This window comes from Leclercia sp. J807, assembly GCF_009734465.1.
Lineage (GTDB): Bacteria > Pseudomonadota > Gammaproteobacteria > Enterobacterales > Enterobacteriaceae > Enterobacter.
In genome coordinates this window covers 944,144-959,069 of the sequence record NZ_CP046446.1, presented here as the reverse complement: position 1 = coordinate 959,069, position 14,926 = coordinate 944,144, and the positions used below count along the sequence as shown (strand labels likewise).

14 protein-coding genes are annotated in these 14,926 nt (G+C 59.2%); 2 read left to right on the top strand and 12 right to left on the bottom strand.

Translation table 11 applies throughout. From position 1 onward, the window contains the following. Positions 1 to 627, bottom strand: coding sequence for a helix-turn-helix domain-containing protein (locus tag GNG26_RS04435; RefSeq protein WP_103823999.1), 627 nt, complete (start codon positions 625 to 627; stop codon positions 1 to 3). Positions 628 to 694: 67 nt separating this feature from the next. Then, the gene (locus GNG26_RS04430; protein WP_156237906.1) at positions 695 to 3,469 is read right to left on the bottom strand and encodes an autotransporter outer membrane beta-barrel domain-containing protein; all 2,775 of its coding nucleotides are present in this window, start codon (positions 3,467 to 3,469) and stop codon (positions 695 to 697) included. Between the two features lie 524 nt (positions 3,470 to 3,993). On the opposite strand from GNG26_RS04430, the gene hemB reads away from it, so the two are divergent. Next, complete coding sequence (hemB, locus tag GNG26_RS04425) at positions 3,994 to 4,968, top strand: porphobilinogen synthase (protein ID WP_156237905.1); 975 nt, start codon at positions 3,994 to 3,996, stop codon at positions 4,966 to 4,968. Positions 4,969 to 5,095: 127 nt separating this feature from the next. Further along, complete coding sequence (locus GNG26_RS04420; protein ID WP_156237904.1) at positions 5,096 to 6,784, top strand: lysophospholipid acyltransferase family protein; 1,689 nt, start codon at positions 5,096 to 5,098, stop codon at positions 6,782 to 6,784. A gap of 44 nt (positions 6,785 to 6,828) precedes the next feature. On the opposite strand, the gene tauD is transcribed toward GNG26_RS04420, so the two are convergent. From tauD to GNG26_RS04370, 10 genes are all read right to left on the bottom strand, one after another. Next, positions 6,829 to 7,680, bottom strand: a complete 852-nt coding sequence (tauD, locus tag GNG26_RS04415; RefSeq protein WP_156237903.1) for a taurine dioxygenase — start codon at positions 7,678 to 7,680, stop codon at positions 6,829 to 6,831. Further along, positions 7,677 to 8,504 (bottom strand): taurine ABC transporter permease TauC, encoded by an 828-nt coding sequence (gene tauC / locus GNG26_RS04410; protein WP_156237902.1) that lies wholly within the window; start codon positions 8,502 to 8,504, stop codon positions 7,677 to 7,679. Before tauC ends, tauD begins: the two co-directional genes overlap by 4 nt. Continuing rightward, a complete protein-coding gene (tauB, locus tag GNG26_RS04405) occupies positions 8,501 to 9,268 on the bottom strand; it encodes a taurine ABC transporter ATP-binding subunit (protein ID WP_103823993.1) in 768 nt (255 codons plus the stop codon). Before tauB ends, tauC begins: the two co-directional genes overlap by 4 nt. A 10-nt stretch (positions 9,269 to 9,278) precedes the next feature. Then, complete coding sequence (tauA, locus tag GNG26_RS04400; RefSeq protein WP_156237901.1) at positions 9,279 to 10,241, bottom strand: taurine ABC transporter substrate-binding protein; 963 nt, start codon at positions 10,239 to 10,241, stop codon at positions 9,279 to 9,281. Positions 10,242 to 10,372: 131 nt separating this feature from the next. Beyond that, positions 10,373 to 11,092, bottom strand: a complete 720-nt coding sequence (locus GNG26_RS04395; protein ID WP_197080126.1) for a cytochrome c-type biogenesis protein CcmH — start codon at positions 11,090 to 11,092, stop codon at positions 10,373 to 10,375. After that, positions 11,089 to 11,646, bottom strand: coding sequence for a DsbE family thiol:disulfide interchange protein (locus GNG26_RS04390; protein ID WP_156237899.1), 558 nt, complete (start codon positions 11,644 to 11,646; stop codon positions 11,089 to 11,091). The genes GNG26_RS04395 and GNG26_RS04390 overlap by 4 nt, the downstream gene beginning before the upstream one ends. After that, positions 11,643 to 13,538 carry a heme lyase CcmF/NrfE family subunit gene (locus tag GNG26_RS04385; protein WP_156237898.1) on the bottom strand — a complete coding sequence of 632 codons (1,896 nt, stop codon included), beginning with the start codon at positions 13,536 to 13,538 and terminating at the stop codon, positions 11,643 to 11,645. The genes GNG26_RS04390 and GNG26_RS04385 overlap by 4 nt, the downstream gene beginning before the upstream one ends. Then, on the bottom strand, positions 13,535 to 14,002 hold the full coding sequence (ccmE, locus tag GNG26_RS04380) for a cytochrome c maturation protein CcmE (RefSeq protein ID WP_156237897.1): 468 nt from the start codon (positions 14,000 to 14,002) through the stop codon (positions 13,535 to 13,537). The genes GNG26_RS04385 and ccmE overlap by 4 nt, the downstream gene beginning before the upstream one ends. Then, entirely contained in the window at positions 13,986 to 14,177 is a 192-nt protein-coding gene (ccmD, locus tag GNG26_RS04375) for a heme exporter protein CcmD (protein WP_156237896.1), read from the bottom strand. Before ccmD ends, ccmE begins: the two co-directional genes overlap by 17 nt. After that, positions 14,174 to 14,911, bottom strand: a complete 738-nt coding sequence (locus tag GNG26_RS04370; protein ID WP_156237895.1) for a heme ABC transporter permease — start codon at positions 14,909 to 14,911, stop codon at positions 14,174 to 14,176. The genes ccmD and GNG26_RS04370 overlap by 4 nt, the downstream gene beginning before the upstream one ends. Positions 14,912 to 14,926: the final 15 nt, after the last annotated feature.

Sequence of the window (14,926 nt, the reverse complement as noted above, 5' to 3'; positions counted from 1 at the left end):
CTAATATTCAGCGGGCAAGTGGTTGATTCTGACCAGTTTGCCCCTGTCCATGGTGATGTAGTTTCCCTGGCGTAACGCTGCAAGCACTTCTGCCACCACGGAACGCGAAATACGTGTGCGGCGCTGGATATAATTCATTACGCCCACCCGCATACGCAGCGTCTCATCCCACTGGGCCATATCCAGCAACGTGGAACGGATTTGACTGTACGAATTGTTGCCCACCAGCTGTTTGTCGCGGATCTCCATTACCCGGTGGTGCCAGGAGAGCCAGCAGAAGGCATCTGACCATAAACCGGCCTGCTGGATCAGATGACGGGCCCCGGATGCGGGTAGCCAGAAACCAGTACAGGGGGATTGTGCCACCAGCAGGTATTCGGTGCTGCAGCCCATCATGCCGGCATTAAGCCCGAAGATATAAGGTGCGGTGACAATCTCTATCAGCAGATCGTCCTGCTGACGGTGGATACTGAGCGTGCCCGACTGCAGCACTACTGCGTTTTCATTTTCTTTATCGCAATCCTCAAAGACAGGATGCATTGCAGGAAGCGTAAATGGCGTGCTGTGCGCCACCAGGCACTGTTCAAGTCGGGAGAACTCAGAAATGGGTTTTGCATAACGGTTCATGAGATCTCAAGTCATCCTTAACTGACGCTATAACAACGGGGAGGCAAGCCTCCCCGTATCAGACATATTACCAGGTGTATTTCACACCCAGATTTGCGCCCCAGTTTTGATCGACATCACCACCACCCAGATAGGTAGCATCAGTGTATGCACTGAAGTTTTTGGTGAAGCTGAACTGGGTTCCCAGGCCTACGCGTACCGCAGAGCCTTTCACACCATTATCGATGTTGTCGCCGTTAACTTTGGCATCTTCACCGGCATCGTCATACACGTAGGCCAGTTTGAAGAACGGCGTCAGCGCCTGATCGCCGCCATAACCGAAGGTATAACCTGCATCGATACCGGCTTCATAACGCATGCTGTCGTAAGACTGGCTTCCCATACGCAGGTCGTTGCTCAGGCGATAGTCATCCCCAGACTGGAACAGACCGGAGATGGCTGCATATGGGGTCAGGTAACCGGCAGTGTTCGGTTTCCAGTCGTAACCCAGTTTCAGCCCAAAGCCCCAGGCGTCATTCGTGGTATTGCCATCGACATATTCACCATTGCTCATGTTCGCTGAGAGATCGTTATTGAAGCGCGAGTAGCTCAGAGAGCTATCGATGAAGACATCGTTAGCAAAGCGCGCGGCGGAATAGAGCATTGCAGTCTGGCTGTCCTGATCCACCTGACCGCTGCGGTCGCTCATATCGCCTTTCGCAAAGCCTGCTGCCGCACCGAAGATCCAGTCAGCGTTATTGCCATCAATATGGGTATCGAGGCCCACCATGATGCCGCTAACGTCCTGATCGTAATGGATAGTGCCGTTATCGCCGTCAAAATTACCGCCGAAGACGTTCACCCATGCGCCACCGTTGTCTGCCAGGCCATGACGGCTGTTGGTCAGACGGTTAGCGAGCGCATCCTGCTGCAGGTGCCAGATGTTGGTGTTGGCAGATGGAATGCTCAGCGCCATGTTGGCGTAATCAGTCAGACGTTCCTGACGGAGCACTACGGTATCGCCCTGCTGCTGTGCCTGATAGGTGTAAGCACCAAGATCCGCTTTATTGGCTGCGGTGAAGCTGGCCTGCGTATCGGCGTTATTATCGTAGACGCGAATAATTTCCTTATTCTTGTAGTCAGCGACAGAACCCGCGCCGGTTGCGTCATCCAGACGCACTTTATAGTTACCGGACACTTCACCGTTCACCGCCAGATGACCGTCAGAGTTCAGGGCGATCACCCCGTAATCGTAATCGGCCTGGTGGATATCATTGGTGATATAGCGAGCATTGTTCAGATCGGAATTGAACACATAATCACGGCTGGCAACATTCAGCACACCGCCATCGGTCAGCACCATTTTATGAGTGTCGACCTGGCCCAGACCCAGCGCCAGTTCAGCATGGTTATCCACGGTAATGGTGTTGGCATACAGCTCCGCGGTTTCCTGAGTCAGGGTGGTCCGGCTTGCGCTGTCGAGATACAGGCTGTCGGTTGCCACAGCACCGGAATCGCCGATGTTCATGGTCGACGCGTTGGTCAGAGTGATGCTGTCAGCCAGTAAGCCGGAGTTTTCTACATTGACCTGTGAACGGTTGTTGACGGTCAGCTTGTCAATGTTGGATTGCTTACGGGTATCCCATTCGGAACCGTTATCCAGTGCGACGTTGAACAGACCGCTCTGATAAACCTGATTGCCCACCAGATGGCCATTGCTGTTGAAGGTGGAGCCAGGCCAGATGCTGTTTGGCTCCAGGCTACGCCAGTCAACGCTGCTGTAGCCCAGACCATACATCTGAGAAGGTCCAATCGCCTCGACGCTGGAGACGGCTGCGCCGACCCACTTGCTGCCGTTAGTAAGGGTCAGATCCAGTTTGTCAGTACCATCCCAGCCGTTAGTGGTCGGGTTGTAGACGTTGTCAGCAGTGGTGTCGGTAGCCGGATCGCCATCTGGATAGAAGTTGTTGTCGAAGGTGCTGGTGAACAACACATCGCCGGTCAGCGTGGAATGATCGAAGTTAGCCGTAGTCTGCATGGCGTTATCTGCACTGCTGGCACTGACGATCAGCGCTGCATCATCCGCAGCCGTAGCGTTGCTCTCGCCGTAATCGCTTGGTTTCGCCGACTGACCGTAAAAACCGTTGGTGCCCAGATCGCTGTATGCGCCGGAGGTGACAACCGAATCTTTAACCTGCAGGGTGTTGGTAAAGACATGGCCGTTGTCTTCAATGCCGGTCACAGAATCATACGGCGTGTTATCCAGCTGGTGATAGCCCTGAGTCAGGGTGATACCGGCCACGCGGGAGTTGTTTTGAATAACGATGTCAGATTCTACGTCGAGGGTAATGGCATTGCCCAGCGCGTAAGTATCCCAGTAACGGGTGGTTGTGTTGGTACCGTCAACGACGTCATACGCGTAGTGCTCGTAGGTATCATTGATGGTTGAATTGTCGACATTCAGACTAAAACGATCGTACTGGTTATGCGTTGTACCATCTGCATTCAAACCGCCAGCACATTCGGTGGTCATGCAACCGGAGGTGATCATACCGTTGACTGTGCTGTTGGAAATTGACAGCGAATTGGCATGCCCGCCCGCACCATCATCAAGGTAATACGTTGAGATAACGCCGTTTACTGTCGACTTGTTAATGACAGGATAGATATCGTTGTCATGTGTCGCACTGGAGTAATTCCAGTCGGTGTAGCCGTTATACCAGGCGGAGGTAGACGTATTATCATATCCAAAGGTGTTATAAGTGCTACCAGAAATATATTTTGCATTGGCCTGAGAAGCGATAGCCAGCGTGCAGGCTAATGCAAGTTGAGATACAACAAATTTCTTTTTCCATGTTTGCATTGGGTCATCCCTCCTCAGGGACGTAAGCAAGTTTGTCCGTAAATACAGTGCAAATATATTGCGAGGAGAATTATGCAGTCCCTGAAGAAAATAGTTCAATGAATGCAGCAATTATGTCCGAAAACAGACAATATAAGCCAGGCACTTTTTAAAATATAAAAAATAATAATAAAAACTATAAATAACAGAAACTTAAATTCAATCGAAAGAAAAGAAACACAAGGCGAAAGATCATCGGGAATTATTAAATAAAAGGGAATAAGAAATATAATATATAAATAATAAGAGCGTTTATAAAAAACAATGAGAAGGATTAGGATATTACCAGGGATACCTATATCCAGGTTCCAGTAATTATCGCGAGATTTTATAATGTAAACTTATTTCAAGGTGTAAAATATAAAGCCATAAATAATACCGCTCCCACCACCCTGCATTCTCTACCTAAACGACAACTTTAGTAAAACAGTCCGGCTGCATTTCAGGTACACTGTTCCTCTTCGATTCACTACCTCAGGCATATCATGACCGATTTAATTGCTCGTCCCCGTCGCCTGCGCAAAACCTCGGCGTTGCGCGCATTATTTGAAGAGACAACCCTGTCCCTGAACGATCTGGTGTTGCCGATTTTTGTTGAAGAAGAGATCGACGACTACAAAGCCATCGACGCCATGCCGGGCGTGATGCGCATTCCTGAGAAGCATCTGGCGCGCGAAATCGAACGCATTGCCAACGCAGGCATCCGCTCAATCATGACCTTCGGCATCTCCCACCATACTGATGCCACCGGCAGCGATGCCTGGAAAGAGGACGGTCTGGTGGCGCGTATGTCGCGCATCGCCAAACAGGCGGTGCCAGAGATGATCGTCATGTCCGACACCTGCTTCTGCGAATATACCTCCCACGGTCACTGCGGCGTGCTGTGCGATCACGGCGTGGATAACGATGCCACCCTGGAGAACCTGGGCAAACAGGCCGTAGTGGCTGCCGCCGCAGGCGCGGACTTTATCGCGCCGTCTGCCGCAATGGACGGCCAGGTGCAGGCCATTCGTCAGGCGCTGGACGCCGCGGGCTTCACCGATACCGCAATCATGTCCTACTCCACCAAGTTTGCCTCCTCCTTCTACGGTCCGTTCCGTGAAGCGGCGGGCACCGCGCTGAAGGGCGATCGCAAAACCTACCAGATGAACCCGCTGAACCGCCGCGAAGCGATCCGTGAATCGCTGCTCGACGAAGCGCAGGGTGCTGACTGCCTGATGGTGAAACCGGCTGGCGCATATCTGGATATCCTGCGCGATATTCGCGAGCGCACCGAGCTGCCGCTGGGCGCCTATCAGGTGAGCGGCGAGTACGCGATGATCAAATTCGCCGCCCAGGCGGGGGCGATCGACGAAGAGAAAGTGATCCTCGAAAGTCTGGGGGCGATCAAGCGCGCCGGCGCGGATCTGATCTTCAGCTACTTCGCGCTGGATCTGGCCGAGAAGAAAATTCTGCGTTAATCCGTATTGCCGGGTGGCGGCTTCGCCTTACCCGGCCTACGGGCCCACAACACAAGCTTCACTCCTCTGCAATACAATCGACATCTGGCGCTTCTACTGTCTCAGCAGAACAGGAGGAGGAGCCACCATGTTTAGTCTCGACAGCGTTCTCGATGACCTTTGGCCGCAGGCAAAACCTGCACCCTGGCAAAAAAGCCTGTTAAAGAAGCTCTTACACGAAGAGGAGTTTCAGCAGTTTGCCGCCGACCACCGTCACCTGAAAGGGCTCGATATGGTGGAACAGGTTCTGGACCATCTTGATATCCTCTGTACCATTCCGGCTCACGACCTCGAACAGATACCCGCCCACGGCCCGCTGATTGTTATCGCGAACCACCCCACCGGTACGCTGGACGGGCTGGCGCTGCTGTACGCCGTTTCCCGGGTGCGCCGGGATGTGAAAGTGGTAACCAACCGGATGCTGACGCATCTGGCGCCGTTAAGCTCGCTGTTTATCCCTGTGGATAATATGGGCGGGCGGACGGCAAAATCCTCGTTCACCCTGATGGAGCAGCACCTGCAAAATGGTGGGGTGCTGATTTTCTTCCCGGCAGGGGAAGTCTCCCGCCCCACGCGCACCGGGATCCGCGATAAAAAGTGGCAACCCGGCTTTATCAAGCTGGCGGGCAAATTCCGCGCCCCGCTGCTGCCGGTCCATATCCACGCCCGCAACAGCCTGCTGTTTTATGCGAGCACCCTGCTCTCTCCAGACCTGTCGATGCTGCTGCTGATGCAGCAGATGTTTCGCCGTCGCCACAGCCGCCTGCCGGTGAAAATCGGTCAGCAGATCGGCTGGCACCACTGGTACAGCCCTACGCTCTCCGCCCGGGAGATGGCCGAGCAGTGCCGCCAGCACGTGCTGCGTCTCGGCAAAGGGCTGCCGGGCGTGTTCAAAAGTGAGTCCGCCATTGCCCGCCCGGAAGATCGGGCGACCCTGAAGCGCGAGCTGGCGCAGGCGGAGTGTCTGGGCACCACCGCCGATGGCAAAAGCATCTATCTGTGGCAGCGCAACGGCCAGGAAGAGGCGCCGATCCTGCGCGAGCTGGGCCGCCTGCGGGAAATTGCTTTTCGCGCCGTGGCCGAAGGCAGCGGTAAACGACGCGATACCGATCGCTATGACGATGACTATCTGCACCTGATTTTATGGGATGACGACGATCTGGAGATTGTCGGCGCCTACCGCTTTATGCCGACCGCCTTGCAGGGACGGGATGCGCTCTACAGCCACAGTCTGTTTCACTACGGCGACGACATGGATGAGATCCTGGAGCACGGGATTGAACTGGGACGCAGCTTTATTCAGCCGCGCTACTGGGGACGCCGCGGGCTCGACTACCTGTGGTCCGGCATTGGCGCTTATCTGGCACGCTATCCGCACTACCGCTACCTGTTCGGGCCGGTCTCCATCTCCGGCGGATTACCGCCTGCGGCGCGGGATCTGCTGGTGGCCTTTTACCGGCTCTGGTTCCCGGCCACTCATCCGCTGGCGACCTCGCGCCGACCGTATCCCGCCTCATTGCCCGACGTGCTGGCACAGTTTAGTGGCGAAGATTACGTGGAGGATCTGACCCGGCTCAAGTCACTGCTTGGCAATCTGGGGTGCGGCATCCCGCCGCTGTACAAGCAATATTCCGAGCTGTGCGAGCCCGGCGGCGTGCAGTTTATCGATTTTGGCAGCGACCCGGCGTTTAACAACTGCGTGGACGGGCTGGTGCTGGTGGATTTGTGTTATCTGAAAGCCAGCCGTTATCAGCGGTATATCGAAGCCCATTTGTAGCGCCCGGTGGCGGCTTCGCCTTACCGGGCCTACGGGTGCCTCTGTCATGGGGCACGATAAAATGGTTTATCCCCTAAAATCGTTGCCCGATGCATTATCCGCCGCTGCGGCAGGTAATCGGCATTGGCGTAATGCTGGGTCACCCGGTTATCCCAGATCGCCAGATCGTTCTCCTGCCAGCGCCAGCGCACCTGGAACTCAGGCTTAGTGATATGCGCAAACAGGAACCCCAGCAGCGCCTCGCTCTCTTTCTCGCTCAGGTCAACAATCCGCGTGGTGAAGCCTTCGTTGACAAACAGCGCCTGCTTGCCGCTCACCGGATGGGTGCGCACCACCGGGTGCAGCAGCGGCGGATGCTTTGCCACCGCCTCCCGCCAGCGCTGATGCTCCTCTTCCGTTTTACGGTACTTATACTCCGGGAACGATTTTTTGAAATCATGCTCCGCCCGCAGGCCGCTCAGCAGCTGCTGGAACGGCGCGGATAACGCCTCGAAGGCGGCAATTCCGCTGGCCCACAGCGTATCCCCTCCGCTCTCCGGCAGCTGTTTCGCCGCGAGGATCGCCCCGGCGGGCGGGGTCTCAATAAAGGTGACATCGGTGTGCCAGTTGTCGTTATCCGGTGGATTATCGTTATGGGTATCCAGCACGATGATCTCCTCCACGCCCTCGGCATGGGGATAGACCGGGTGAATATGCAGATCGCCAAACCGCAGCGCCAGGGCGCGCTGCTGCTGGGGCGTCACCGCCTGCTCGCGCAGGAACACCACCTGATGGCGCAGCACCGCGTGATAGAGCTGCTCAAACTGGTTATCGCTTAATGGGCGGGTCACATCCAGGCCGGAAATCTGCGCGCCAATGTACGGCCCCAGCGGGGTAATGGTCAGACGTTCACTCATTGTATCTCTCCATGCCAGGGCGTCAGGCGACGCTGTAGCGCGCGCAGCCCCAGTTCTAATCCGAAGGCGATCACGGCGATCACCGCGATCCCTGCCAGCACCACGTCCGTCGCCAGGAACTCCCCCGCCGACTGGACCATAAAGCCTAATCCGCGCGTGGCGGCGATCAGCTCAGCCGCCACCAGCGTTGACCAGCCGACGCCGAGGCCGATGCGCAGCCCGGTCAGGATCTCCGGCAGCGCGCCGGGCAAAATCACAAACCACAGCACCTGGGCACGGCTGGCCCCCAGCGACTGCGCCGCGCGGATCCGCACCTGCTGGGCGCTTTTGACCCCCGCCATTGCCGACATCGCCACCGGGGCGAAAATCGCCAGGTAGATCAGCAGGATCTTTGAGGTCTCGCCGATGCCAAACCAGATCACCATCAGCGGTAAATACGCCAGCGGCGGCACCGGGCGATAAAGCTCAATCAGCGGATCGAGAATGCCCCGCACCGTCGGGCTTAACCCCATCGCGATGCCCACCGGGATCCCGACGATCGTCGCCGCCAGCAGGGCCACCAGAATGCGTCCCAGGCTGGCCGCCAGATGCTGCCACAGGGTGGCATCCATAAACCCCTGCGGACCGGCGATGGTAAAGAGTTTCACCAGCACCTGGCCCGGCGGCGGCAGGAACAGCGGGCTTATCCACTGTGCCGCCGCCACTGCCCACCACACCGCAAGCAACACCAGCAAGGTGGTGACGCTGAGCGTCAACGAACGGGAAAAGGGCCAGCGCAGGATCAGCCGTTTGCGCGCGGTTTTGTCATTCACCACAATGCTCATGAGAAGGCCTCCCGCTGTTCAAACACGCGGCTCAGCACATATTCGCGCCGGGCAATAAAATCGGGGTCCGACTTGATACTGCGCACCGGCTCGCCCGCCACGAAGCGGCGGGCAAAGTTGAGCGGCAGACGCTCCAGCACCCGTCCCGGCCCCGGCGAGAGCAGCACCAGTTCGGTGGCCATAAACACCGCTTCTTCGATGTCGTGAGTGATGAGTAGCACCTGCTTGCCGGTCTCATGCCACAGGCGCAGCAGCAGGGTTTGCATCTGCTCGCGGGTAAAGGCGTCCAGCGCGCCGAAGGGTTCATCCAGCAGCAACAGTTGCGGATTGGCCGCCAGCGCCCGGGCGATGCCGACGCGCTGGCGTTGTCCGCCGGAGAGCTGCCAGATAAAGCGTTTTTCCGCCCCCTCCAACCCCACCTTTTTCAGCATGTCGCGGGCAATCGCCAGCCGTGCTTCCCGTGATTCGCCCGCCAGCTGCAGGCCGAAGGCGACGTTCTCCTGCACGTTACGCCAGGGCAGCAACCCTTCGTTCTGAAAGACCACACCGCGCTCGGCACCGGGTCCCACTACCTTTTTCCCTGCCAGCTGGATAGCGCCATGCTGATAAGGTACAAACCCGGCGATCAGATTCAGCAGCGTGGTCTTCCCGCAGCCGGACGGGCCGAGCACCACCAGCAGCTCGCCGCTGTCCAGCGTCAGGTTGATATCCTCCAGCGCAGGCTTGCCAGCGTAATCGGCGTGGAGATTTGTAATATTCAGCATCCGGTCCCCCTTACTTCACAAAGCGATCGGTCACGTACTGGCTATAGTCCGCCGCCACCGCGGGCACTTTGCCCTGCTCTTTCAGGAAGCCTGCGGTATCAACAATCGCTTTATTCACCGGGCCTGACAGCTGCTGCAGCTGCTGGGCAGGCGTCAGGTAGGTATTGCCTTTTACCAGACCCGGCACGTCGGCTTCCGGCACCCCGCTCAGGCGGGCCAGTTTTTCGAGGTTAGCGGGCTGTTTCAGCCATTCATCCGGGTTGGCAATGTAGGGCTGCTGAGCGTCGATGGCGCTTCTGGCGAAGGCTTTCACCACCTCCGGGTGTTTCTCGGCGAAGTCTTTACGCACCACCCACACGTCGAGGGTTGGCGATCCCCACTGGCCCACCTGGGCGGAGTCGGTCAGCACGCTGCCGTCCTTTTGCAGTTCGTTTACCGCCGGGGACCAGACATAAGCTCCGTCAATATCGCCACGCTGCCAGGCGGCGATGATCGCCGGGGGTTGCAGGTTGATGATCTCCACCTGCCCCGGCTTGATCCCCCAGTGTTTCAGGGCCGCGAGCAGACTGTAATGGGTAGTGGAGATAAAGGGCACCGCGATGCGTTTGCCGATCAAATCGTCTGGCTTCGTGATGTTTTTCTTCACCACCAGCGCTTCGGAATTACCGAGCTGCGAGGCCAGCAGAAAGACTTCAATCGGCACCTGCTGACTGGCGGCCACCGCCAGCGGGCTGGAGCCGAGATTGCCAATCTGCACGTCGCCGGAGGCCAGCGCCCGCACGATGGCCGCGCCGCTGTCGAACTTACGCCAGTCCACGTTAGCGCCGCTCGTTTTCTCAAAGGTTTTATCCGCCTGGGCCACTTTTGCGGGCTCAGCGGAGGTTTGATACGCGACGGTGACATCTACCGCCTGCGCCTGGAATACCCACAGCGCCAGGGCGCCGAGTACTGAAAAACGCGATGAAATTGCCATGGTGTCTGCTCCCCTCTGTTGTTATGGAGGCAGTATTTCCGCGGCGAGAATTTTGATAAAGGAATTAAAAAGCATCGTTAATGCCGAATCGTTTTTAGAAAAAATTCGGCATTGCAAATACCAAATCTGGCTTAGTGAGACTCCTCTGTCGCCAGCAGGGCGGTAATGTGCGACAGCACTATCGACTGTTGGCGGTTTCCCTCTCCCTGCAGCAACCGGGTGCGCAATCCCAGCTCCAGCTGGCGCAGCTCGGCCAGATCCAGCGGCGCGGCGCGCGGGTTTTCCAGCCGGGCCAGCAGAGCGGGCTTAGCGGCTGCCGCCGCCTGCATCTGCATCACCTGCCGGTAGCCGCCGGTATGCAGATAGCTGTAGACGCCGATCCCCAGCGCCAGCGCCACGACGGGCGTCAGCCACCAGAGATTGCGCGGCGCGCCCGACGTTTCCGGCTGCGGTGGCTGTGTTGCGGGCGACACGCGCTTGCGCGAGCGGGCGTAAATCGCCCCGCATCCGGCCACCACCACTGCCGCAGGCAGCAGCCACAGCAGCGCGGTGAAGGGGGTGAGCGGCGGATCGTAGGTTACAAAGTTGCCATATCGCGCCACCATATAATCGACCACCTGCTGCGGACTGTTCCCCGCCTGCAGCAGGTCATACACTTTCTGGCGCATGTCGACGGCAATCATCGCGCTGGAGTCGGCAATGCTGTTGTTCTGACATTTCGGGCAGCGCAGCTGCGCCGTCAGCTGGCGATACGCCTGCTCCTGCTCCGCATCGCGAAAGGTCATCACGTCAACGCTGGCGCTGGCAAGCGCTGAGGCCGCCAGCAGCAGCATAAACAGAACGATTCTCATGGTGTCGTCTCCCGGACAGCCTGTAACCACAGGGGTTGCAGCTTCTCCTGCCATACATGCGCATCCAGCGCTCCAATGTGGCGATAGCGCACGATCCCCTGCCCATCAATCAGAAAGGTTTCCGGCGCGCCGTATACCCCAAGCTCCAGCCCGGCCATGCCGTCGCCGTCAAACAGACTCTGGGCATAGGGATCGGCCAGATCGCGCAGCCAGTCGATCGCCTGCTGTCGATCGTCCTTGTAGTTCAGGCCGACAATCCGCACCCCCTGCCCGGCCAGCCGGTTAAGAAACTGATGTTCGGCGCGACAGGTCGGGCACCAGGTGGCCCAGACGTTGAGCAGCAGCGGGCCACGCTGCGCCAGGGTTGTCGATGAAACCCGTTCCTCGGGTGCCCTCAACGCCGGCAGGCTGAACGCGGGCAGCGGCTTCCCTATCCGCACCGACTCCAGCGCGGTGGGATCGTCTCCCCGGGCATTGCGCGCCAGCTGCCAGAACAGGGCGAGCGCTAATAACAGGAACAGCGCCAGCGGCAGAATATAGAGTTTGCGCATCATGCGCCCTCCCGTGAACGGCCACGCAGCAGGCATAGCCCGCCACCAAGGGCCATCAGCAGGCCACCGGCCCAGATCCAGCGCACAAAGGGTTTGATATACAGGCGCAGCGCCCACGCCCCGTCGTCAAGCTCTTCGCCCAGCGCGGCATAGAGATCCCGCGTAAAACCGCCATCGATCGCCGCCTCGGTCATCACCATCCGCTCACCGTAATAGCGTTTTTCTGCCAGCAGGACGGTGACCGGTTCTCCGTCACGGGAGACGGCAATCCCCCCTGCCGTACCGCGCCAGTTCGGCCCGACGGTGGCTTTCACCCCGTTGAAGGTAAAGCGGTAATCGCCGATGTGAACGCTCTCCCCGGCCTGCATTCTGACATCGCGCTGGACGCTGTAATTCTGGCTGAAGGCGATCCCGACCACCGTGACCGCCACGCCGAGGTGCGCCAGCACCATGCCCCACTGGCGGGGTGACAGAGGGCGACCCGCCGCCCGCCAGCGCAGCACTGCCGCCAGGGTCAGACTGGTAATCAGAAAGGCGATAGCCACCCCCAGTGCTGCCAGCCACACCACCCGCCCCTGCAATAGCCAGGGTAACAGCAGGCTGACGCATAACGTGGCTACCGCAATACCTGCCAGCAGGCGCGCCAGATTACCGGGGCGATCCCGGCCCCAGCGCACCAGCGGGCCCAGCCCCATCAGCAGGGCAAAGGGGACCATTAACGCCACAAAAAGCGTATTAAAAAAGGGCTCCCCGACGGAGATCGAGCCCAGCCCGAGCTGTTTATGCACCAGCGGGAAGAGCGTGCCCAGCAGCACCACCAGCATGGCGGCCATCAACAGCACGTTGTTGCCTGAAAGCAGGGACTCCCGTGACCAGAGCGCATTGTTGACCCGCGAGCGCAGCCGGTGCCCGCGCAGGGCGAACAGCAGCAGCGCGCCTCCCGTCACCAGGGCGATAAAGGCGAGGATAAAGAGCCCCCGCGCCGGATCGGAGGCAAAGGCATGCACCGACACCAGCACCCCGGAGCGCACCAGAAAGGTGCCCAGGAGACAGAGGGAAAAGGCGCAGATCGACAGCAGCAGCGACCAGGCTTTAAAACCGGCGCGCCTGTCAGTAACCAGCAGGGAATGCAGCAGCGCGGTGCCCACCAGCCAGGGCATCAGCGAGGCGTTTTCCACCGGATCCCAGAACCACCAGCCGCCCCAGCCCAGCTCGTAATAGGCCCACGCCGACCCCAGCACAATGCCGAGGGTCAGAAAGATCCACGCCGCCAGCGTCCAGGGCCGGGCAAAACGGGCGCTGTCGCGCTCAAAGCGCCCGTCGATCAGCGCCGCGATAGCGAACGCAAAAGAGACCGAGAAGCCAACGTAGCCCATATACAGCAGAGGCGGGTGCAGGATCAGCCCCGGATCCTGCAACATCGGGTTGAGATCGCGCCCTTCCAGAGCAAAGTCCAGGGATCGGGCGAAGGGATTGGAGGTAAAGAGGATAAACAGCAGAAAGCCCGCGCCGATCATCCCCATCACCGCCAGCACCCGCGTCACGGTACGCCCCGGCACCCGGTGGCTAGCGAGCGCGACGGCCAGCGTCCAGCCGCTCATCAGCGTGACCCACAGCAGCAGGGAGCCCTCATGCGCTCCCCATGCCGCGGCCAGCCGGTACCAGACCGGCAGCTGGTTGCCTGAGTTCGCCGCCACGTAGATCACGCTGAAATCATTGACGGCCAGGGCGTACATCAGCGCCCCCTGGGCACCCACCAGGCAGAGAAAAAGCAGCCACGCCAGCCCTTTCGCCAGCGTCGCCATTCGCCTGTCTTTGCTCAGCGGAGAGGCCGACAGCAGCAACGCCGCCGCCAGCGCCAGACAGAGCAGGATATTGCCCACCTCCGGGATCATAACGCCTCCCTTCCGGCACGGTAATGGTTGTCCTGCATCGCCTTCTTCACCTCCGGCGGGGTGTAGTTTTCGTCATGCTTCGCCAGCACCTCTTTCGCCAGCACCACGTTGCCCGGCAGCAGTTCGCCCTGCACAACAACCCCCTGCTCCTCACGGAACAGATCGGGCAGGATCCCGGTGTAGTGCACCGTAATTTCGCTCCGGGCGTCGTAGAGGTTAAAGGCGATCGCCAGCGTCTCGGTTGAGCGCTTCACGCTGCCCGCTTTTACCATCCCCCCGACCCGCAGCCGCTGCCCCACAACCGGGCGTTGGCCGGTCTCCCGTTTCCCAAAGTGGATCTCCTCCGGGGTGTAGAACAGATCGATGCTGGCGCTCAGGGCATAGAGCACCAGCCCGGCGGCCAGGCCCATGCCGCACAGCACCGCCCCGGCCACCAGCAGTCGGTTTTTACGACGTGGATTCATGAGCTTCCCTCCGCTGCTCCCGGGCGATAGCGCGTATCAGCCGCCGGTGCTGTCGCCAGCTCTCCAGCGCCAGAAGCGCCAGCGGCCCCAAAGTGAAGACCACCGACAGCCAGACGTAGAGGGCGTAGCCGCCCATGGCGAAAAAGTCTGCCCATGAGGCAAAAGCGCTGTTCATTGGGCACCTCCCCTGGCGATCATCTCCCTGACCCAGGGGCGGCGGCGCTCCTGCTGCAAAATCAGGGTCCGCAGACGCATCAGCGTCAGGGTGGCGCACAGCAGCAGAAAACCCACTATCGACCAGCGCAGCGGGGAGCGCATTGCCGGGGCGACGCTTTGCTGCATGCGGGTTGAGCCCTGATGCAGGGTGTTCCACCACTCAACCGAGAAGTGGATGATCGGCAGGTTCACCACGCCGATCAGCACCAGAATGCCCATCGCCCGCCCGGCCTGCCGGCGATCGTCAATCGCTGACCACAGGGCAATTGCCCCCATATAGAGAAACAGCAGCACCAGCTCGGAGGTGAGCCGGGCATCCCATACCCACCATGCGCCCCACATCGGTTTTCCCCATGCGGCCCCGGTCACCAGCGCGATAAAGGTGCATACCGCGCCTACCGGCGCCATGGCGGCCACCGCCAGGTTTGCCATTTTCAGCTGCCAGACCAGACCGATAAAGGCCGCTCCCGCCATCGCGGCGTAGATCCCCATCGACCCCATCGCCGAGGGAACATGGAGATAAATAATGCGATACCCATCCCCCTGCTGATAATCCGCCGGGGCAAAGGCCAGCCCCCAACTCAGACCCGCCGCCAGCACCACAACGCTGGTGACGGCAAGCCAGGGGAGACCATAACCGCACAGCCGGTAGAGCGTGGGCGGCATGGCCAGTTGATGAAACATTTTCCACATAGTGCGATCCCTCAA